Raw genomic sequence first — 20,589 nt, 5'->3', positions numbered from 1 at the left:
GAGCCGACGCGATATCCCGGACTCCATGGGTCGGTCCGCAAGCTCTGCTGTCGCACAGCGCTTGTAGTCTTTCCACGTGGGTGAACATCGCACGTCGGGGGGCTCCCGGGGTATCAGCAAGGGACCGGTGATCGCGGCGGGCATCATCATCGTGGTGGTGCTCGCCGTGTTCGGATGGTTCCAATTGCGAGATCGAATCGCGGACCAGGGCGTGCAGGCGGCGAGTACGTGCGTCGAGGGTCCGTTGACGTTGCCGGTGACCGTCGATCCGGACATCTCGCCCATGGTCACCGAATTGGCCGCGCGTTTCGACGCCACCAACCCGATCGTGCGCGACCATTGCGTCACAGTCGACGTCGCGACGACGCCCACGGCTGCGATGGCCAGTGCCGTCGCAGCCGGCCCGGACAACTGGGACCCCGCCGCTCTCGGCGCTGTTCCCGCACTGTGGATTCCGCGCTCGTCCGACGCTCTGCAGGGGGTTCCCCCCGGAACGATCGACGGCACGCCCCGATCGGTCGCCAGTTCTCCGATCGTGCTCGCAGGCCCGGACGCTGTCACGTCCGCGTTGTCCGCCGGCAGCGTCGGATGGGCGGATCTGCCTCGCCTGCAACGCGCGTCGGACGGGCTGGACGCACTGGGGCTACCCGGCTGGGGTGGGCTCCGCCTGCAGGTGCCTACCGGGCCCGATGCGGCATCGACCTCCCCTGCATTGGCCGCGGTGGCAGCCACGACGGTCGAGTCACCGACTGGATCGCTGTCGTTGGAACAGGCACGCAGCGGGGCCGTCGTGTCGGCCATGTCGGCGCTCGCGACCACCGATCGAGGACAGAGCGCCGTCTCCGTCGACTCGACCGATGCGGTCCTCGCACGGATCAGTGCCGATCCCTCCCCGAACTCGGATGTGCACACGGTCCCCGTCACCGCGCAGCAGCTGCGCGCGTCCGCCCAGACAGGACTGTCCACGTACGCGCCCGTCGGTGCGACGCCCGTCGCGGACCATCCCGCTGCGATTCTGGGAAGCGGCTTCTCGACCGACACGCTCGACCGGGCAGCCGCTCAGTTCGTCGAGTTCGTACGGCAGCCCGCCAACGCCACCGTCTTCTCCGACGCCGGTTTCGACGTCGGAGACATCGAAGCCGAGGCTGCGGCGACCGCGTCGGACACGCGGCAGGCGTTGATCGACGCGGTTCGAGACCCTGCGACGCCACGTCGCGCGACGGTCTTGCTCGACGTGTCCGGTTCGATGGACACGACCGAAGGTGCCAGGACGCGCTTGCAGAACACGGTCGACGCGCTGAACCAGCAGTTCGAGTCCGTCGTCGGCGCGTCCGATCTCGGATTGTGGGTCTACAGCGCGAATCTCGACGGTCAGCGGGCATTCCGGACAGCGGTGCCCACCGGCCCTCTCGACGAGCAGATCGCATCGGGAACGCGACGCGATGCTCTTGTTTCGGCGGCGAGCGCGCTGCGTCCCGAGACATCGACGTCGACCTACGAATCCGTCGTGGCCGCCTATGTCGACGCCGTGGACAACTACGTGCCGGGCCGGCCGAACAGCGTCGTTCTCGTCACCGACGGACCGAACGACGACGCGTCGATATCGTCGGATCGATTCCTGCGCATGCTGTCCGACCTCGCCGAGCCCGACAAGCCGGTGGCCATCGATGTAGTGTCCATCGGAACCAATTCCGACATTCGCACGTTGCAGTCCATGTCCGACACGACCGGGGGTTCGACAACCACCGTCGGTTCGTCGGACGGGCCCGAACTCCTCGACCTTCTCCGAAAGTTGCTGTACTGAAACATGACACGCCTGCTCGTGTTCGGCACGTTCCTCGCGCTCGTCGCACTTGTGCTGCATCTGCGTTACGTCAGAGCAACTCGACTGCCTCGCCCCTACTCCCTCGTCGTCGACGTCGTACTGGTCGTCATGTGGGCCCTTGCCCTGATCGGAATCGGTTCCGGTGAACTGTTCGACCCCGCATGGGCACGCATTCCGGCGTTCGTCGGTCTCAGCTGGCTCGCCGTGGTGCTCTACCTCGTACTGGGTACCCTTCTCGTCGGTCTGGCGACCTTCGCGATCCGCATCGCGGCGGCCGCACGCGGCCGCGACTCCGTTGCCACCCGTCGGCGGGTGACACGGGTGGGTTCCGCAGTGGTCGCGGCGGCGTCCGTCGCTGCCGTCGGGTACGGCCTCGTCGAGGCCGCGCATCCCCGCATCACCGACACCACGGTCGCGCTGGACCGCCTACCCGACGAGTTCGCCGGTCTCCGAATAGCATTGGTGTCCGACGTCCACGCAGGCCCGTCGCGCGGCCGGGACTTCGTGCAGAAGATCGTCGACGACGTCAACGCGCAAGCGCCGGACGTCGTCGTGCTCGACGGTGACCTCATCGACGGCACCGTCGAACTCGTCGGTTCGGATCTGGAGCCACTGCGGCAACTGTCGGCGCCTCTGGGCGTGTTCGGAGTGAGCGGGAACCACGAGTTCTACGCCGACGACGGCGGAAAGTGGCTCGATCTGTGGTCGTCGCTCGGGGTGACGGTGCTGCGCAACGAGCGAGCCACCGTCAGCCGCGGAGGCCAGGACATCGACATCGTCGGAATCAACGACGCGACCGCACCTGCACCGTACGAGCCCGACCTCGCAGCCGCTCTCGAAGGTCGTGACCCCGAACGATTTTCGCTGCTGCTCGCGCATCAGCCGCTGCAGGCGGAGGAAGCGTCGGAGATGGGAGTCGACATGCAGGTGTCGGGCCACACGCATGCGGGGCAGATCTGGCCGTTGCGGTACCTCGTGCCGCTGCAGCAGCCGAGCGTCGAGGGCCTCGATCGGGTCGGAAACACGACGCTGTACACCACCAGGGGTGCGGGCGCATGGGGTCCTCCGGTGCGAGTCGCAGCACCGCCGGAGATCGCGATGCTGCGACTCGTGTCGTCCTGACCGTTCAGGCGAACGATTCGATCGGCGGGCACGAGCAGACCAGGTTGCGGTCTCCGTGCGCGCCGTCGATTCGCCGCACGGCAGGCCACACCTTGGCTCGCCCGGCGCCCGTGTCGGGGAATGCGGCCTCCTCGCGCGTGTACGGATGAGACCACTCCCGCGCGAGGCTGCGCGCGGTGTGCGGGGCGCCCCGCAACGGGTTGTCGTCGACGGGCCATTCGCCCGAGCCGACGCGATCGATCTCGACGCGGATGGCGATCATCGCGTCGCAGAATGCATCGATCTCCTCGAGACTTTCGCTTTCGGTAGGCTCGACCATGAGCGTCCCGGCGACCGGGAAGCTCATCGTCGGTGCATGGAAACCGTAGTCCGCCAACCTTTTTGCCACATCGTCGACGGTCACACCGGTTCGCTTGGTCAGCTCACGAAGATCGAGGATGCATTCGTGAGCGACCATGCCGTTGTCGCCCGTATAGAGCACGGGGAAGTGCTCGTCGAGGCGACGGGCGATGTAGTTCGCCGACGCGATGGCCGTCAGCGTCGCACGTCGCAGTCCCACCGCACCCATCATCCGAATGTAAGCCCACGTGATCGTCAGGATCGACGCGCTTCCGTACGGCGCAGCGGCGACCGGTGCGCCGCCTCCGAGTCCCTCGCGCAGCGGATGTCCCGGTAGGTACGGCTGCAGGTGGGCACGGACGCCGATGGGTCCGATACCCGGGCCGCCACCGCCGTGCGGGATGCAGAACGTCTTGTGCAGATTGAGGTGGCTGACGTCTCCGCCGAACTTTCCCGGACGGGCCAGTCCGACAAGTGCATTGAGGTTCGCGCCGTCGACGTACACCTGGCCGCCCGCGTCGTGGACCGCGGCACAGATGTCGTCGATCTGATGCTCGTACACACCGTGGGTGGACGGATACGTGATCATGATCGCGGCCAACGAGTCGGCATGCTGATCGATCTTCGCGCGCAGATCGTCCACGTCCACGTCGCCGTTGGTGCGACATGCGACGACCACGACCTTCATACCGACCATGACCGCGGACGCCGCGTTGGTGCCGTGCGCACTCGACGGAATGAGACAGATGTTCCGATGACCGTCGCCGCGACCGATGTGATAGTCCCGAATGGCAAGCAGCCCAGCGTATTCGCCTTGACTGCCGGCGTTCGGCTGCAGGCTCACCGCGTCGTAGCCGGTGATGTCGACGAGCCACTTCTCGACGTCGGCGATGATGGACCTGATGCCTGCTGTGTCATCGTCGGGCGCGAACGGGTGCAGCCTCGCGAACTGCGGCCACGTGATCGATTCCATCTCCGCGGTCGCGTTGAGCTTCATCGTGCACGAACCGAGCGGAATCATGCTGCGATCGAGCGCGATGTCCTTGTCGGACAACATGCGTAGATATCGCAGCATGGAGGTCTCGGTGCGGTGCCGGGTAAAGGCAGGATGCGTCAGGAACTCGGACGTGCGTCGGGCAGATGCAGGAAGCGAGTCGACGCGTTCCGCATCGGACCGCTCGGCACCGAACGCCGCGAGCACCGCGTCGACGTGCTCGTCCGTCGTCGCTTCGTCGCAGGACACACTCACGGTGTCGTCGTCGACGAGGCGCAGGTTGATACCCGCCTCCTTGGCGGCGGCCACGACGGCGCCGGCACGCCCCGGAACTGTCGCCGTCACGGTGTCGAAGAACGCGTCACCGGCCAGCGAGACACCCGCACCGCGTAACCCCGCCGCGAGAGCAGTTGCACGCGCATTGACCCGCAACGCCATCGAACGCAAGCCGTCGCTGCCGTGGTAACTCGCGTACATCGCCGCGACGATCGCCAGCAACACCTGCGCGGTGCAGATGTTCGACGTCGCCTTCTCACGACGGATGTGCTGCTCTCTGGTCTGCAGCGCCAGACGGTAGGCCACGTCGCCGTCGGCGTCGACGGACACCCCGACGAGCCGTCCGGGCAGCTGCCGCGAATGCGCCGATCGAACGGCCAGGTAGCCGGCGTGCGGGCCGCCGTAGCCCATCGGCACACCGAAGCGCTGAGAAGTTCCGAAGCAGGCGTCCGCTCCCACCTCCCCGGGCGGAGTCACGAGTGTCAGCGCGAGAAGATCGGCGCCGACGGCCACGAGCGCACCCCGCTCGTGCGCGCGGGCAACGATGTCCGACAGATCGCGTACCACGCCGCTCGCACCGGGTGTCTGCGTCAGCAACCCGAAGAACTCACCGTCCGGAAGACCGTGCGACAGGTCGCACCGCACCAGTTCGATCCCGAGCGGGGCCGCGCGCGTCTCGAGCACCGCAAGCGTTTGTGGGAAGACGTCGGTGTCGACGACGAATCTCGGTGACGTCGACGCCCGGTTCGCTCGTCGGAGCAATGTCATCGCTTCGGCTGCAGCGGTCGCCTCGTCGAGCATGGACGCGTTCGCGACCTCCATGCCCGTCAGATCCGCCACCATCGTCTGGAAGTTCAGCAACGCCTCGAGCCGACCTTGGCTGATTTCCGGCTGATACGGCGTGTACGCGGTGTACCAGGCCGGGTTCTCCAGGATGCCGCGGGTGATGACCGGGGGCGTCAGTGTGTCGTAGTAGCCGAGTCCGATCATCGAGACCGCGACCGTGTTCTGCTCCGCGCGCTGCGCGAGTTCGGCAAGCGCGTCGTGCTCGCCGACCGGGAGCGGCAACGCGTCGAGGCCGGCGCCTACTCCTGACGGCGCGTCGTCGAGGATCGCCTGCGGCACGGACTTCGTCGCGAGGTCGTCGAGCGTCGGCACCCCGACCACGTGCAGAATTCGTTCGAGTTCGTCGGCGCTGGGTCCGATATGCCGATCGGCGAACACGTGCTCGCTCGGCGTCGACGAAGAGTAGGTGGGGACGGTCGGATCGATCACGAGCCACTCCAGGTGCGTGCGACAGGGCCCTCCCCCTCTGTCGCATGCCCACCGACGCGGGCGCCTGAGAGATTCGGCCCGGGCGACGACGTCGTCCGGCCTTTCCCCTTGGGCGGATGGGTGCTCCCATCACTTTCCAGAGACGTCGAGGCTCACACGGTCCGTGTGCCTGAGAGATTGACGGGGAGGTGTTGCTCCTTCGGCGCCCGAGACTGGCTGTCCCGGAACTCTCCCGCGTAAGCGCGACGTGCGAAAAGTCTAACCGGTCTTTCGGCTGGCGCGATTCTTGCGTCGCGACGCGAGTTCGTCCTCGGGCGTCGTCTCGAAATCGCCGCCGTCGGCGCGTTCGGCCGGGAAGTCAGCGATCAAGCCGGTGAGTTCACGCATGGCGCCGTTCACCGCGATTCCGAAGACACCCTGTCCGCCCTGCAGCAGGTCGACGACCTCCTCGGCCGACGTGCACTCGTACACCGTCGTGCCGTCGGAGAACAGCGTGATGTTGGCCAGGTCGCCGACACCGCGCTGACGCAGATGATCGACGGCGACACGGATGTTCTGCAGCGAGATTCCGGTGTCGAGGAGACGCTTGACGATCTTCAGGACGAGCATGTCCTTGAAGGAGTAGAGACGCTGACTACCCGAACCCGCCGCGCTCCGGATGGACGGGACGACAAGCCCGGTGCGAGCCCAGTAGTCGAGCTGCCGATACGTGATGCCCGCGATCTGGCACGCGCTGGGAACGCGGTAGCCGACAAGTTCGTCCGGGACCGAATCGTCCGGAAACAAGCCTGGCTGGAAGTCCGGGACCGGAGTCGCCGGGGCCGCCGTGGTCTCGGGCGATGCGGTGGTCTCGGGCGATGCGGTGTCGGACGACGCCGTGTCCACCGCGTCCTGTTCAGCGGTGCCCGGCGTGTCGGACGCTGAACCGTGGCGGCGTTCCTGCGGCTGATCTCCCACTGACTGCTCCCTCTTCGGATGTCTCGACACTGCGCACGGATCGCCAACTTCGTTCGATCCGGCCGGGCTGAATTCCCGGCTTCCTGCCGCGTGAGGTCCATTCCGCGTACGAGGCCAGAGTACTCCCCGGCACGCAGCGACGACATGGGATCGCCGAGCGGAACTCACAGGCGGAACGTTAGGACCCGAGTGAGGGCGAATCAACGCAACGCGCCGTAACTCTGAACCTAAAGTTGAGGTTGAGACTCTTCCGTTATCGAATCGGTCGTTCTACCCGCCGGTGGCCTTGAAATCATCCGGGGACACCGACTCGAGAAACTCCTTGAACTTCTCGACTTCGTCTTCGCGTTCGTCGGGCATCAGCAAGCCCGCTTCGGCGAGGACCGGTTCCTCCGCGTAGATGGGAACTCCTGCGCGCAGCGCGATGGCGACCGAATCGGACGGTCGAGCCGAGACGCGCACCTCTTTGTCGAACACGAGATCGGCGTAGAACGTGCCCTCCTGGAGGTCGACGATTCGAACCTCTTTCAGGGTGTGCCCGAGGGCGCCGATCAGGTCTTTGATCAGGTCGTGGGTCAGCGGCCGGGCCGGCTGGACGCCTTGCTGCTCCAGCGCGATGGCTGCCGCCTCCGTCTGCCCGATCCAAATGGGCAGATACCGTTCTCCGTCGGACTCCCGCAGCAGGAGAACCGGCTGGTTCTGCGGCTGCTCGACCCTGATACCGACGACTCGCATCTCACTCATGGTGACTGCCTCCCACACGCGTTGAAATCGGGCCGCAGGTCTGGGTCCGTCCACTGCATTCGAGTCTATGGGAAGTCGGCGGTCGTAGTGGTGTCCGCCGACATTCCTCCGTACATCAACGATCGAGTGCCCCGCGCACCGCTGCCTTCACGAGACACGTGTGCAGAGTCAGCGACAACGCCGCGAGTTCGCGGATCATCTCCTCCGCGCGGTCTCGCGCGCCGGCGTCTCGGCTCTTCGCAACGGGCCCGGCGATCTGCGCGACCAGACCCGCCTCGCGGTCGGCGGCCAATTTGAACGCGCGAAGGTGCCGAACTTCGAGTCCGAATTGCAACATCGCATGTGCGGTCTTGGCCAGAACGACCGAGCCTTCGTCGTAGAACCCGGCCTGGCCGGGCGTGATCAGGCCGGCGCGAATCAGCTCGGTGAGGAACGAATCCTCGATTTCCGCGCGCTCCAACAGATCGCTCTTGCTCAGACGCACCTCACGGTCGGCGAGGAACTCTTCCGGCGACACCTCCCCCGGCGCGACGCTCAGCGAGCGCGGCCGGCGGGAGGTCGGCTCGGCACGCTCGACACGCGCCGCGCCACTGTCGATGGCCTCCAGTTGCTCCTTGATGACCTTCAGTGGCAGGTACTGATCTCGCTGCGCCGTCAATACGTACTTCAGGCGTTCGCAATCGGCGATGGAGAACCGCCGATAGCCGGACGGCGTACGTTCCGGCGAGATCAATCCCTCCGCTTCGAGAAATCGAATCTTGGAGATGGTGACGTCGGGGAAGTCGGGCCGTAGTCGATCGAGGACGGAGCCAATCGACATCCCCCCGGGAGACCGCTGCCCGACGGCGGTCACTGGCTGCCCGCACCCGCAGACGACTCGCCGACCTGAGTACCGGCACCGCCGCGAGGCCCGGTCAGGAAGACCAGGCGGAACTTTCCGATCTGTACCTCGTCACCGTTGGCCAGAACGGCAGAGTCGACCGGTTCACGGTTGACGTACGTGCCGTTCAGGCTGCCCACGTCGACGACCTGGAACTCGTCCTCGTCCTGGCGGAATTCTGCGTGGCGACGGCTCACGGTCACGTCGTCCAGGAAGATGTCACTGTCGGGGTGACGGCCGGCCGACGTCGTCGGCTGGTCGAGCAGGAAACGGGAGCCGGCGTTCGGGCCTCTCTTCACCACGAGAAGCGCGGACCCGACCGGAAGGCCCTCCACACCCGACACCGGAGCCTCGGACGTCTGACTCGTCGCCGAGTTGTCCAGCTCCTGCAGGAAGTCTGCACGGAAGACCGAAGTGGTCTCCGCCGGCGACTCTCCGTAGATGCCGTCGTTGTCGTTCTCGCTCACCGTTTCTCCTTCTCAGTCCGATCACCCGGGCGACGTACACCTCGGGTCTCGCAGTAGACAGCTTTCACGTTCAGTTCTTTGTGCGGACCTGTGCCCCCGACACGGCATCTACATACCCACGACCGTACCCTGCACACGAGCATGGGTGTAGACCGTTTCTCCGGTCCGCTCCCGCGAAGTTACCCGGCCGTAATGGCAGCATATCCGTCCGCGTCGAGCATCTGTGACACCGCCGCGTCCAGTGTCGCTTCGGTGTCGACTTCCAACTCCACCAACCACCCGTCGGTGTACGGACCCGAGTTGACCTTCTCGGGCGCAGCATCCAGATCTTCGTTGACAGCAACGACTTTCGCCGTCAACGGCGCGAAGACGTCGGACACGCTCTTCGTCGACTCGACCTCGCCCAACGAAGTTCCTGCTGTGACCTCGTCGCCGACGGACGGAAGTTGAACGAAGACGACGTCGCCGAGTTGTCCTTGGGCGAAGTCGGTGATGCCGATCCTGACCGTCGTCGGTCCCGTCCGCAGAACCCATTCGTGCTCGGGCGTGTACGACAATTCGGCGGATGGCGCGTTGTCACTCAACTCGGCGGTCCTTTCGGGTGGTAGTCGAGCGGGCTCGACCTAGTTTCCGGGCTGAGCGTATTGACGTGATCGCGGGTCTCGCAAGGCAGACACGGTGACCTGCTGAGATTGAGACACTGCGCACTCCCCACTGCTTTTCGCAACCGTGTCGACGACGCCACCGGGGATGTCCAGCGCGGCCGACAGCGTCAGCGGGTCGCCGATCGCGGTGATGACGAAGGGCGCCTTCAATTCCCGGCCGTCGACCACCGTGTTACCCGCCGGACCGGCGATCCAGGAATCGATGCCTATGCGAACCGTTTCGTCTGTGGCACCGGCGATCTGCATCGCTTCGGCACCGGCTGCTCGAAGTTCCTGTACTGCATCGACGAGAACCTCGGACCCGACGCCGTTTCGTGGATCGGTCACCGTGACGACGACGCCAGGCCCGGTCGCTGCGACCGACCCGACCTGGATCGACAGTGCGTCGAGCTCGGCGCGAGCCTCGTCCAGCGCCGCGCCGGATCCCCCGCTCTCGCTCTGCAGCGTCGTCAACGTGTTCTGCAGGGTGGCGATGTCCTCCCGGATGGCTGCCTCTCGGCGGCCGAGGTTGTCCAACACGACGAGCAGATCGGCCGGCCTCGCGGAGTCGAGATAGTCCTCGTTGTCGTTGACTCGCACCTGCGCGGCCAGGCCGATTCCGAGGACCGTCATCAGCAGAACAGCCAGGCATCCGAACACGACCGACCGACGACGGTTCTCACCGCGGCGTTGATGGCGACCTTCCTGCGACACCGTGTCTCACGCTCCGAACAGGCGGCGCCGGAGTGCCGCAGCGTTTCCGAAGATCCTGATACCGAGGACGACGACGATCGCGGTCGACAGTTGGGTTCCGACACCGAGCTGATCGCCGAGCCACACGATCGACGCGGCAACGAGCACGTTGAAGACGAACGAGACGACGAACACCTTCGCGTCGAAGATCTCGTCGAGGTAGGCACGAAGACCGCCGAACACGGCGTCCAACGCGGCCACGACCGCGATGGGCAGATACGGGGCCACGGGGTCGGGCACCTCGGGACTCGCGACGCTCCCGATGACGACACCGATCGCGAGTGCCACGAAGGCCAACAGAATCAGGCTGCCACCGCGTCGCCGGTGCTCCGGCGGTTCGTGCGGAGAATCGTCGACGTCCTTGTGCGTGCGCTCGTCGGTCATCGTGGGCCGTCCTGGTGTGCGAGGGCGATCGGGCGGCTGGCCGCTGCGGGTAGATCGATCTCGGACTCGGCTCGCACGTCGAATCCGACGCGGTAGAGCTGCGACAGCGCCGACATCCGGAGGTACGCGTCGCTGACCGAGAATCGAGCTTGCAGCTGTGTCGGCGACCCTATCGCCGACACGGTGTAGGGCGACGGCACCGGCCGATTGTCGACGAGCATCGCCCCTCCGGCCTGCCTGATGGTGACACCAGGACCGATCCTGATGCCGCCGACCGCAACCGCTTCGGCGCCGCTGGCCCAGAGGGAGTTGACGACGACTTGCAGGTCTCGATCCAACACGGTCGCGGCGGACGATCCGCGGGGCCGTGTGGACGCGTCGGACAGGGTTGCCGCGGCCGGCGGCTCGGACACCACGACGCTGATGCCGGGGCCCGTCACGGGCGTCGTTCCTGCCGCGTCCGCGACGGACTGCAGCGAGCCGAGTACGTCGTTGCCCGCATCGTCGCTCTGCAAGGCTTCTCGTCGTGCCTCGTCGACCGCGACGACCAGTTCGGCGCGCTGCGCGTCGAGCTCGTCGGCGCGATGCGACGCCTCGCGAGCTGCACCGAGCGCATCTCGTCCCACCCCCGGAGCATCGGACGGGTCGAGCGCTGTGCGGCCGACGGCAACGCCGAACACTGCCCCGACCGCGAGCGTTCCTGCGATCGTCCAGGTGGCGGCCGACCGTCGCGAGCGGTTGTTCTTCGCGTGGCGAGATTCCGACGCGGCCGCGTAGCCCGGGTCCAGATGCTCCGACGTCAGCGACCGAAGGAGCGAGGACTGGGGATTGCGCTGCGCCGGCCTACGCATGAGGAGTCGGCCTGCTTTCGGCTGTCGGAGTCGTCATGCCGACGAGAATCGCCTGGTACGTGTACAAGATGCCGGTCCACGTGTACAGTGCCGTCCCCCAGACAAGGAGTGCATATCCGATCGGCGAGCACACGTCGGCGACGGTCGAATCCCCTGCAGCGATCAGCAGGACGGGCAACGCCATCATGATGACGAACGTCGCCGCCTTGCCGAGGTAGATGACCTGCGGCGGAGGGAGTCCCCGTCGCCGATACACGAACATCGTTCCCGCCAGGACGAGATCCCGCCCGATCAGCAAGGCCGCAACCCACCACGGAATGATGCCGCGCACGACGAATGCGACGAGCGCGGTCACTACCGACAGCCGATCCACCAGTGGATCGAGCAGTTCACCGAGCCGTGACGACTGGTCGAGGGCGCGGGCGAGCTTCCCGTCGAGCCAGTCGGTCGCACCGCTCGCGAGCAGCACGGCGAGTGCGAGACCGTCGGCGTGGCGGACCAGGAGCAGGTAGAGGAACAGCGGAATCAGCAGCAGACGGAGCACACTGAGAACGTTCGGAACGGTCAGGATGCGATCGCCCCGATCGGTTTCGGACGGACTCACCACTCGCACCTCGATTCCTGAACTGTCGAACGCAGATGCGTCAGCGCCACGCGAACACCGGCTGTTCGAAGTCTGCCACGCGTGTGTGTCGTCCTCGAAGTACCACCTCTCGGAACTGGTGAACCACCGCGCCCGTGGGCGCGTGGACGAGCGACTCGCGGAACGGCCACTGGATCACCGGTCGTTCCGATTGCTCGATGGTCACGAATCGCGGATCGATGTCGATTTCCGACCCCCCGACCTCGTACACGATGGCGACCTCGTCGGGACTCGGTTTCAGTTCGGCCAAGCGGTCACCGACCCAGACGACGAACGGCGTGATCACGTAGCCCGATCTGGTCTCGTAGTCGTCGAGGCGTCCCAGCACGGCATCCTGGTCTGCCCGCAACCCGAGCTCCTCGTGCAGTTCACGCAGGCAGGCCTCGACCGACGACTCGCCCGGATCCACACTGCCGCCGGGCAACGCGAACTGCCCCGGGTGTGCACGCAGGCGCGACGGCCGTTTGGTGAGAAGCAGTCGTCGGTGTCCCGGTGTGCCACCGATCGCCAGCGCCACGGACGCGGCCCGCTTCGCCCGGGCTGGGACCGTCGTGGGGACGAACGACGAGAGAGCAGCGACGACGTCGGAGCGTTCGAGTCGGTAGTCGGGCGGTTCACCGGCGCCCGACGCGTCCGCCGTGTTCGCTGTCAGGACTTCGCCGACAACGCGACGACGGGAATGACCCGCGACGTCTTCTTCTCGTACTCCGCAAAGCCGGGGTACAGCTCTGCCTGTTTGCGATACAACTCGTCACGCTCGGTGCCGGTGATCTCCGATGCCACGACGTCGACCGTCGAATCCCCCACCTCGATCGCGGCATCCGGGTTGGCCTTGAGGTTGTGGTACCAGTCGGGATTCGTGTCGGCCCCTGCCTTCGACGCGAAGATGACGTAACGATCGTCGTCGGGCAGGTACATCACGGGGCTGATGCGCCGAGCACCGGACTTGGCCCCCGTGCTGTGAAGCAGCAGCAGTGGCGCCCCCTCGAACGGCCCTCCCACTTTGCCGTGATTCGCGCGGAACTCCGCGATGACTTGCTCGTTGAAATCGGCCATCGAACACTCCTCGTCTGCGGCTGAACGGTGCGGTTCACTCTACCGAGACGGGGCGTCGAAACACCGGCTCCGGTCAACGCGCCGCGGCGCGACCTGCAGCTCGGCCCGAGAAGATGCATCCACCCAGGAATGTGCCCTCGAGCGACCGGTATCCGTGGACTCCGCCTCCACCGAACCCGGCCACTTCACCGGCTGCGAACAGCCCGTCGAACGGTTGTCCGTCGCGACGAAGAACTCGGGAATCGAGGTCGGTTTCGAGCCCGCCGAGTGTCTTCCGGGTCAGAAGATGGAGCTTGACGGCGATCAAGGGTCCCGACGCAGGATCGGACATCCGATGCGGCGCGGCGATCCGTGCGGCCTTGTCGCCCCTGTATCTACGGGCCGCATGAATGGCCGACACCGACAGGTCCTTGCTGAAGTCGTTGTCCATTTCCCGGTCGCGTGCGGTGACCAGTCGTTCGATGTCGCCTGCTTTCAGTTCGACCTCGCCGATCCGGTTCATGCCGGCTACCAGTTCGCCTATCGAGTCGGCGACGACGAAATCCTCGCCGCGACGCTTGAAGGCTTCGACCGGTCCCGGTGCTCCGGATCGCACGCGTTCGAGAAGCTTGCGGACGCTCTTGCCCGTCAGGTCCGGGTTCTGTTCCTGGCCGGACAGCCCGAACTCCTTCTCGATGATCTTCTGATCGAGCACGAACCACGAGTAGTCGTATCCGGTCCGGACGATGTGTTCGAGTGTGCCGAGGGTGTCGAATCCGGGAAACAGCGGTGCGGGCAACTGTTGTCCGTGCGCGTCGAGCCACAGCGACGACGGGCCGGGCAGGATCCGGATGCCGTGGTTCGGCCACACCGGGTCGAAGTTGGTGATTCCTTCGGTGTAGTGCCACATGCGGTCCGGATTGATGACGCTCGCGCCCGCGTCGGCGGTGATCTGCAGCATTCTGCCGTCGACGTGCGCCGGTACACCGGTGAGCATGTGCTTGGGCGCAGGCCCCATGCGCTCGGGCCAGTTCTTCTTGACCAGGTCCCAATTCGCGCCGATGCCTCCGGACGTGACGATGACCGCGGGCGCGTCGAACTCGAACTCTCCGATGCCGAGACGCGACGACGGGACTCCGCGTGGCGCGCTCGACGGTTCGAGAACGGTGCCGCGCACGCCGGTAGCGGCGCCGTCGGTGACGACGATGTCGTCGACACGGTGGCGGTGCGCGAGCGTGACCAGCCCGTCGGTGACGCCCTTGCGCACGATATCGGCGAAGATCTCGACGAGCGCAGGCCCTGTCCCCCAGGTGATGTGGAACCGCGGAACCGAATTGCCGTGTCCGGTGGCACCGTATCCACCTCGTTCCGCCCATCCGACGAGCGGGAAGATCTTCAATCCTCTTTGCCGGAGCCAGCTTCGCTTCTCCCCTGCGGCGAACTCGACGTAGGCTTCCGCCCAGCGACGCGGCCACCGGTCTTCTTCGCGGTCGAACCCGGCCGTGCCCATCCAGTCCTGCAAGGCAAGCTCGTGCGAATCCTTGATGCCGAGGCGGCGCTGCTCGGGACTGTCGACGAAGAATCAAGCCACCGAACGACCAGAACGCCTGACCACCGAGATTGGCCTCGCTCTCCTGATCCACCAGAATCACGTGCTTGCGCGACGCCACGAGCTCGGCCGTCGCGACCAGGCCTGCCAGGCCCGCCCCCACGACGACGACATCCGCCTTGGAAACGACCATGTCCACCCCTTCTCATCCACACCCCGCCGGTACTGCGCTCCGACTGTAGACGCCACGGCGAACGAGTCGAGGGCGAACGCACGGGTTCTGCACTACTCTGCTGTCGACTGCCGACCGGAAGGTACCTGCCATGCCCGTTCGCACCACCGACGACGATCGTGTTCCCAGCGTTCTCTGCGTCCACGCGCACCCCGACGACGAAGCGCTCTTCACCGGGGGCGTGTTGGCCCGCACCGCTCGTCGGGGCGGACGGACCGGCGTCGTCACCTGTACGTGGAGCGAGGGAAGCGGCCGGGTCGAGGAACTTCGGCGGTCGCTCGACATTCTGGGCGCCGGCGAGCCGCGCCTGCTCGGGTATACCGACAACGCGTTCGACGACGGGGTGAAGTTCTGTTCCGCGCCGTTCGACGAGGCGGTCGGGAAAGTCGTCGGCCACATCAGGGACTTCCGTCCCGACGTCGTCGTCACGTACGACGCCTTCGGTTCCTACGGACATCCGGACCACGTCCACGCACACAGGGTGACCATTGCCGCTGTGGAGGCCGCAAGTCATCACCAGCTCTACCCGAACGCCGGGACGCCATGGGCGCCGTCGCATCTGTGTTTCGCGACGTTTCCGCGCAGCGAGGTCGAGAACCGGTGGGGAACGCTGTTCGGCGGCACGGCACCGCAGCCCGGCCCCGGAATCCCCGGCGTCGACGACGAACTCGTGACGGTGACCGTCGACGTTCGGGAGTTCTTCGAGACGAAGTGGGCCGCATTCACGGCCCACGAATCCGAACTCGCGCGCGGCGGCGGCGCGAGCCAGTTCGTCGCCATGAACGACTTGGATCGACGCGACACCCTCGGCACGGAGTGGTTCATCCATCGACAGCTGAGAGGCGACGCGACGGACCCCTTCGCACCTCGGTGACCTGCGCGTCGACGCGGCCGCGTCGTGGTGTCGCCGACGACGCGTACCGTGGTCGACGACCACTGAAGTCGAACGAGTAGGTCCGGAGAGTTCACCTCGTGCGATGGGACGACCGGCTGCGTCGCGAGCGCCTGGCGCAGACTCGGCTGGGGCACGACTGGATCGTTCTCGGCCGAACGCGTCGCGCGCTCCTACGCACGGCACTGACCCTGATTCCACTGCTGCTTGTGCTGAATCTGTACTGGCAGCACGACGTCGTGCCCGAACAACGCAGACTCGCGTCGACGACTCCTCAGGTCGATCAGATCGTCGATGCAGCGGAACCTCGAGACCGCGCTACCGCCGTCGTCGACATGGTCGGACTGGGCAACGTCGATGCAGCACCGACCGCGATGTCGCTCCCTGCATTCGGTGCGATCGGCCGCGTCTGGGCGGTGCGCTACGACAACCGCGGTCTCGACACCGAGGTGATCGGCCAGCTGATCGCCGCGCGCGCGAAGACCGCGGGGGTGAAGAACGTCGTGCTGGTCGGCCACAGCATGGGTGGCGTCGTCGCGCTCGAGGTCGCGCAGCATCTGTACGAGGACAGCGACGTCCGCGTGACCGGAATCGTGTTGGACTGCACGCCCCTCGACCTGCACGCCGTGCGCGCAGGCAGTCGAGACGCAGGTGAGAACCTGTTGCGGTGGATCGGCTGGCTGCCGGGAGCGCGTGAGAGTCGCACGCTACGCACCGTCGTCGAGATGGCCGCTCGCTCCGAGAGATTCGTCGACCTGCATTCGTCGTGGTACCCGAGAATCCACTGGGACGACGCCGTCGACGCGTTCGACGAAGTCATGCGGGACAAGATCCTGAACCCCTCGGCCGCGAGCAACGGTTTCATCGAGTCGCAGTTCAGGACCATCGTCGCGTCCGGCGCACTCGACAACCTCGATGCGCTGAACCGCCCGGTCGACGGAAAGCCCAGTCCGGCAATCGTCTTCATGCGTCCCTCGATCGGACGCGCGGACGGCGTCGTCGACGTCGACTATTCGCAGTCGATCCTGTTCGACCGGGTAGGTGGATCCGACGGGCAACTACGTGTCGTCCGCATGCCGGGAACCGGTCATGCGAATCCGCGCCAGGAACCTCAGCGGTACAACGATGCCGTCGTCGACCGTGTACTGCCGTTTCTCGAACCACGCGTGTTCTCGTCGGGCCGCTCGGCGCTCCCGGTGAGCGGCGACGTCACTCGTCGGACGACGTCGCCGGGGTGACCGACGCTGCGGCGGCCCGCGACGCTATGTTCATGACGGACACCCAGCGTGGATCCATCCGAAACCCCTCAGGAGTTATCCGATGCCCCACCCGTATCCGGTGCGCGAAATCGCGAGGCAAGCCGGCGTCAGCGAGGCGACCGTCGATCGCGTCCTGCACAAACGCCCAGGTGTGCGTGCCGGTACCGTCCTGCAGGTGGAACAGGCGATCGCCGACCTCGATCGTCAGCGCACGCAACTGAGGCTCTCCGGCCGGACGTTCATGGTCGACGTCGTGATGGACACACCCAATCGATTCTCCCGTCTCGTGCGCGAGTCCCTCGAGGCCGAGCTTCCGGGCTTGCGGCCCGCGGCCATCCGCGCACGGTTTCATCTGAAGGAGGGTTGGCCGGTCGACGACCTCGTCGCGACCCTGGACTCCGTCGCCGCGAAGGGCAGCCACGGCGTCATCCTGAAAGCTCCGGACACACCTGCCGTGGCTGCGGCGATCGATCGAGTGACGGCCGCGGGCGTTCCGGTTCTGACGCTCGTGACGGACGTACCCGCGAGCAATCGGATCGCGTACGTCGGGATGGACAACCGCGCCGCGGGAAGCACTGCGGCATATCTGGTGTCGCAGTGGCTACGGCAGTCCGACGCGGCCGTCCTGGTCATGACGAGCCGCAACTTCTTCCGCGGCGAGGAAGAACGAGAGATGGGCTTTCGTGCCGCGATGCGAGCACGAGACCCAGGTCGCCGCATCGTGGAGATCTCGGACACCGACGGCCTGGACGACACGTCTCGGGTTCTCGTCGCAGCCGAGTTGCAGCGAGGCCAGGACGTCCGCGCTGTCTATTCCATAGGTGGCGGCAATTCCGGTGTGATCGACGCATTTTCGGCTGCCGGACGCGAGTGCGAGGTTTTCGTCGGACACGACCTGGCCCAGGAGAACCGCGCACTTCTGCACACCGGCCACCTGACGGCGGTGTTGCACCACGACCTGCGCGAGGACATGCGGCACGCGGCCCGGTCCATCATGACGTTCCACGGGGCGCTCCCCGGCTCGGTCCGTACCGTCCGCTCCAAGATCGACGTCATCACCCCGCACAACATGCCGGGGCGATGACGCGTTCGGTGTCAGTTGTTCTCGGGGAGACCGCTGATCCAGGACGTGCTGCGGACACCGTCGGTGATCGCGAGGACATCGGCGAGCAATTCTTCGTCGATGGGCGCCGAGACGGCGTCGACCGCTGCAGCGAGGTTCTTGGCTTTGGTCGTACCGATTACCGTTGTCGCACAACCGGATCGCTGTATCGAGAACTGGTTGGCGAGGAAGGACACGTCCACGCCGCGGGTAGCGCACAGTTCCGAAACCGCGCGTGCTGCGTCGAGGATCTCTTGTGGAGCCGGCAGATCGATCTTCAGCCCTGCCGGCGTCAGCAGACCGAGACCGACTGCGGCCGCGTTGATCACAGCGGTGTCGTTGTCGCGGCATACCGGAGCCAGTATCGTCTCGAGTTCGGTGTTCAGCAACGTGAAGTGGGCGTAGGAAAGAATGACGTCGAGGTCCGTCTCGGTCACCGCGCGGGTCAGCGTGTGCATCGGATACCCGGTCATGCCGATGTACCGGCACTTGCCTTCGTCGCGCAGAGAGGCGAGTTCCGCGTAGGCGTCGCCGAACACGCCGTCGAGCGAGACGAACTCGATGTCGTGAAGTTGAAAGACGTCGACATAGTCGGTGCCCAGTAGCTCGAGGCTGCGCTCGAGGCTCGTGCGAATCCCGCTGGGCGAGAAGTCGAAATCGTTCGCACCGTTACGTCCTGCCTTGGTGCCGATCAATACCTCGTCGCGTATTCCGGCGACGGCGCGACCGAGCCGGCGTTCGGCCAGCCCCTGTCCGTAGTACGGGGACGAGTCGAAGAAGTTGATGCCGGCGTCTACTGCGCGATGAACGGCATCGAGCGCCGCCGTTTCGTCGGCATTTCCGAACATGTCGCCGAGGGGCGCCGTTCCGAACGAAACGGCGGAGACCTTCAGCCCGGTGCTACCGAGAGTGTTGTACTGCATGGATTTTCGCGACTCCAGTCAGGTGAGGTGGTGCACCCGATTATTCAGGGCGCGTGGCGGCTCCGACAAGCGACCTTCCCATCAATTGTCCCTCGAGGTCACGAGAGCACCGTTGCGGCGCTCGAAGCCCTTGCGGTCGTAGAGGCGAACGACGACGAGACCGACCAGAAGACCGATCGCCATACCGATCGACGTCATGGTCACTCCGTGTCCGAGGCCTGCGTCCCATCGGGCGTCGAAGTATAGGATCGCGCGCACCGCGAGGTAGACCTGGTGCATCGGCTCGAACTGTGCAAGCCATCCGAAGATCCTCGGTGCGGCGCTGATCGGGACGGTTGCGCCCGCCGACGGTAGCCCCAGAACGACGAACAGGATCAGGTTGATCAAGAGGCCCAGCGTGCCGAACACCGACACGATGGACACCGCCGTCACGCCGACCGCGGTGATGGCCAACGCCCCGTACATCCACAGCAGCAGCGAATGCGACGACGGCATACCCAGCGCGTGGGAGATCAGCAGATACAAGGCCGACACCACCAGGCCGACGATGGCCATGAGCGCCCACTTGATCAGCATGGTCTGCAGGCGGGATATGGGCGCGGCCGCCGTGTGACGGAAGAACGGCCCGTACTCGGTCGGCGTGAATCCCAGGACGCTGTCGACCAGAGAGCTGACGACCATCGCGCCCGTGAAGCCGGCGAGAAGGAGCAACAGCGCATAGTAGAACGCAGAAAGGCCGAGGCCGGTTCCGTCCGGGAGTGGATCGTGCGGAGTGACGATGATGTCGATCGGCTCGGCGAGCGTCAGTGCAGCGGCGCCCGAGATCGGCGACGCTTCGGTCGCACCGAGCTGTGCCTGCACCTGCTCCGTGAGCTGTTGTCCGACCTTGGCATTGGCTTCACCGAGCGCCTGATCGCCGATCGCGCTGAACAACGACGAGCCGAGGGTTCCTGCGCGCGGGTTCGTGTAGACGGTGATGACAGGCTTGTCGACGTCGCCTGCAACGACACTGGCCTGCGCCAGTATGGACAGGCGTTTCGTGAAGTCGCTCGGAATGACGATGGCGCCGAACACGTCTCCACTGTCGAGTTGGTCGTGCGCCTGCGCGATCCCCATCTGCCTGAGGTCGACGGTGTTCGGGTCGATCCCTGCAACCAGTCCATCGCGAATCTGGTTGCCGAAATTCGCCAGTTCACCCGTCGGCAGAACGTCCCCTTCATCGCTGACGACGAGAGCGATCGGGAAGTCGTGCAAGCTCTTCTTCGGATCGAGGATGCCACCCATGTACACCGCAGCCAGCACGGACATCAGCACCGACACCACGAGGATAGGTGCGATCCACAGCCGAGGCCCGCGAAGCGCACCTGCACCGGATCGCTCGTGCTGCCCGTGCTCGGGCTTCTCGTCTGTCATCCACGACTCCTCGAACGCAGTGAGAGGTCC

Annotated in this window: 19 protein-coding genes, 1 pseudogene and 1 riboswitch; of the genes and pseudogenes, 5 read left to right on the top strand and 15 right to left on the bottom strand. The window is 65.9% G+C overall.

Annotated elements, in window-relative coordinates; genetic code table 11:
• The first annotated feature begins 76 nt into the window (after positions 1-76).
• Both DK926_RS14285 and DK926_RS14280 read left to right on the top strand, forming a co-directional pair.
• A complete protein-coding gene (locus tag DK926_RS14285; protein WP_243636807.1) occupies positions 77-1,804 on the top strand; it encodes a substrate-binding and VWA domain-containing protein in 1,728 nt (575 codons plus the stop codon).
• Positions 1,805-1,807: 3 nt separating this feature from the next.
• Positions 1,808-2,947: a metallophosphoesterase gene (locus DK926_RS14280; RefSeq protein ID WP_114330963.1), complete on the top strand. Its 1,140-nt coding sequence runs from the start codon at positions 1,808-1,810 to the stop codon at positions 2,945-2,947.
• Positions 2,948-2,951: 4 nt separating this feature from the next.
• On the opposite strand, the gene gcvP is transcribed toward DK926_RS14280, so the two are convergent.
• From gcvP to DK926_RS14215, 13 genes and pseudogenes are all read right to left on the bottom strand, one after another.
• Positions 2,952-5,831, bottom strand: a complete 2,880-nt coding sequence (gene gcvP, locus DK926_RS14275; RefSeq protein WP_243636806.1) for an aminomethyl-transferring glycine dehydrogenase — start codon at positions 5,829-5,831, stop codon at positions 2,952-2,954.
• Between the two features lie 147 nt (positions 5,832-5,978).
• A riboswitch (glycine riboswitch) is annotated at positions 5,979-6,076 on the bottom strand.
• Positions 6,077-6,089: 13 nt separating this feature from the next.
• Positions 6,090-6,788 (bottom strand): MerR family transcriptional regulator, encoded by a 699-nt coding sequence (locus DK926_RS14270; RefSeq protein ID WP_243636805.1) that lies wholly within the window; start codon positions 6,786-6,788, stop codon positions 6,090-6,092.
• A gap of 270 nt (positions 6,789-7,058) precedes the next feature.
• The gene (locus tag DK926_RS14265) at positions 7,059-7,532 is read right to left on the bottom strand and encodes a bifunctional nuclease family protein (protein WP_068431205.1); all 474 of its coding nucleotides are present in this window, start codon (positions 7,530-7,532) and stop codon (positions 7,059-7,061) included.
• Positions 7,533-7,647: 115 nt separating this feature from the next.
• On the bottom strand, positions 7,648-8,385 hold the full coding sequence (locus DK926_RS14260) for a MerR family transcriptional regulator (protein ID WP_114330962.1): 738 nt from the start codon (positions 8,383-8,385) through the stop codon (positions 7,648-7,650).
• The gene (locus tag DK926_RS14255) at positions 8,382-8,879 is read right to left on the bottom strand and encodes an FHA domain-containing protein (RefSeq protein WP_068431211.1); all 498 of its coding nucleotides are present in this window, start codon (positions 8,877-8,879) and stop codon (positions 8,382-8,384) included. Before DK926_RS14255 ends, DK926_RS14260 begins: the two co-directional genes overlap by 4 nt.
• A gap of 179 nt (positions 8,880-9,058) precedes the next feature.
• A complete protein-coding gene (gene gcvH, locus DK926_RS14250; protein ID WP_068431214.1) occupies positions 9,059-9,463 on the bottom strand; it encodes a glycine cleavage system protein GcvH in 405 nt (134 codons plus the stop codon).
• Between the two features lie 39 nt (positions 9,464-9,502).
• A complete protein-coding gene (locus DK926_RS14245; protein ID WP_243636804.1) occupies positions 9,503-10,237 on the bottom strand; it encodes a DUF881 domain-containing protein in 735 nt (244 codons plus the stop codon).
• A gap of 6 nt (positions 10,238-10,243) precedes the next feature.
• On the bottom strand, positions 10,244-10,660 hold the full coding sequence (locus DK926_RS14240) for a DUF1290 domain-containing protein (protein WP_084424016.1): 417 nt from the start codon (positions 10,658-10,660) through the stop codon (positions 10,244-10,246).
• Complete coding sequence (locus DK926_RS14235; protein ID WP_068431218.1) at positions 10,657-11,511, bottom strand: DUF881 domain-containing protein; 855 nt, start codon at positions 11,509-11,511, stop codon at positions 10,657-10,659. Before DK926_RS14235 ends, DK926_RS14240 begins: the two co-directional genes overlap by 4 nt.
• Positions 11,504-12,115, bottom strand: coding sequence for a CDP-alcohol phosphatidyltransferase family protein (locus DK926_RS14230; RefSeq protein WP_243636803.1), 612 nt, complete (start codon positions 12,113-12,115; stop codon positions 11,504-11,506). Before DK926_RS14230 ends, DK926_RS14235 begins: the two co-directional genes overlap by 8 nt.
• Before the next feature lie 40 nt (positions 12,116-12,155).
• Positions 12,156-12,806: a CoA pyrophosphatase gene (locus DK926_RS14225; RefSeq protein ID WP_114330961.1), complete on the bottom strand. Its 651-nt coding sequence runs from the start codon at positions 12,804-12,806 to the stop codon at positions 12,156-12,158.
• The gene (locus DK926_RS14220) at positions 12,803-13,210 is read right to left on the bottom strand and encodes a nitroreductase family deazaflavin-dependent oxidoreductase (RefSeq protein WP_114330960.1); all 408 of its coding nucleotides are present in this window, start codon (positions 13,208-13,210) and stop codon (positions 12,803-12,805) included. The genes DK926_RS14225 and DK926_RS14220 overlap by 4 nt, the downstream gene beginning before the upstream one ends.
• Before the next feature lie 73 nt (positions 13,211-13,283).
• Positions 13,284-14,931, bottom strand: a pseudogene (locus tag DK926_RS14215) (FAD-binding dehydrogenase).
• 130 nt (positions 14,932-15,061) lie between these two features.
• Between DK926_RS14215 and DK926_RS14210 the strand changes: the two are divergent.
• The 3 genes from DK926_RS14210 to DK926_RS14200 all read left to right on the top strand — a co-directional run bounded on the left by DK926_RS14210 (position 15,062) and on the right by DK926_RS14200 (position 18,205).
• Positions 15,062-15,844, top strand: coding sequence for a PIG-L family deacetylase (locus DK926_RS14210; protein WP_114330959.1), 783 nt, complete (start codon positions 15,062-15,064; stop codon positions 15,842-15,844).
• 98 nt (positions 15,845-15,942) lie between these two features.
• Complete coding sequence (locus DK926_RS14205; RefSeq protein WP_114330958.1) at positions 15,943-17,100, top strand: alpha/beta hydrolase; 1,158 nt, start codon at positions 15,943-15,945, stop codon at positions 17,098-17,100.
• Positions 17,101-17,182: 82 nt separating this feature from the next.
• A complete protein-coding gene (locus DK926_RS14200; protein WP_114330957.1) occupies positions 17,183-18,205 on the top strand; it encodes a LacI family DNA-binding transcriptional regulator in 1,023 nt (340 codons plus the stop codon).
• A gap of 11 nt (positions 18,206-18,216) precedes the next feature.
• Here the strand turns inward: DK926_RS14200 and DK926_RS14195 are convergent, their stop codons facing one another.
• Both DK926_RS14195 and DK926_RS14190 read right to left on the bottom strand, forming a co-directional pair.
• Positions 18,217-19,146, bottom strand: coding sequence for an aldo/keto reductase (locus DK926_RS14195; RefSeq protein WP_114330956.1), 930 nt, complete (start codon positions 19,144-19,146; stop codon positions 18,217-18,219).
• 81 nt (positions 19,147-19,227) lie between these two features.
• Complete coding sequence (locus DK926_RS14190) at positions 19,228-20,559, bottom strand: DUF3533 domain-containing protein (RefSeq protein WP_114331015.1); 1,332 nt, start codon at positions 20,557-20,559, stop codon at positions 19,228-19,230.
• Positions 20,560-20,589: the final 30 nt, after the last annotated feature.

The organism is Rhodococcus sp. Eu-32 (assembly GCF_003336925.1).
In the GTDB taxonomy this organism is placed as follows: Bacteria; Actinomycetota; Actinomycetes; order Mycobacteriales; family Mycobacteriaceae; genus Rhodococcoides; species Rhodococcoides kyotonensis_B.
Note: the sequence above shows the minus strand (reverse complement) of the source record. Positions and strands in the feature narration are given on the sequence as shown.

Excerpts from the sequence above, each read along its gene's own strand:
- DK926_RS14280 (WP_114330963.1), top strand. The coding sequence starts at position 1,808 with ATGACACGCCTGCTCGTGTTCGGCACGTTCCTCGCGCTCGTCGCACTT.
- DK926_RS14265 (WP_068431205.1), bottom strand. The coding sequence starts at position 7,532 with ATGAGTGAGATGCGAGTCGTCGGTATCAGGGTCGAGCAGCCGCAGAAC.
- DK926_RS14240 (WP_084424016.1), bottom strand. The coding sequence starts at position 10,660 with ATGACCGACGAGCGCACGCACAAGGACGTCGACGATTCTCCGCACGAA.
- DK926_RS14235 (WP_068431218.1), bottom strand. The coding sequence starts at position 11,511 with ATGCGTAGGCCGGCGCAGCGCAATCCCCAGTCCTCGCTCCTTCGGTCG.
- DK926_RS14220 (WP_114330960.1), bottom strand. The coding sequence starts at position 13,210 with ATGGCCGATTTCAACGAGCAAGTCATCGCGGAGTTCCGCGCGAATCAC.
- DK926_RS14210 (WP_114330959.1), top strand. The coding sequence starts at position 15,062 with ATGCCCGTTCGCACCACCGACGACGATCGTGTTCCCAGCGTTCTCTGC.
- DK926_RS14200 (WP_114330957.1), top strand. The coding sequence starts at position 17,183 with ATGCCCCACCCGTATCCGGTGCGCGAAATCGCGAGGCAAGCCGGCGTC.
- DK926_RS14195 (WP_114330956.1), bottom strand. The coding sequence starts at position 19,146 with ATGCAGTACAACACTCTCGGTAGCACCGGGCTGAAGGTCTCCGCCGTT.
- DK926_RS14190 (WP_114331015.1), bottom strand. The coding sequence starts at position 20,559 with ATGACAGACGAGAAGCCCGAGCACGGGCAGCACGAGCGATCCGGTGCA.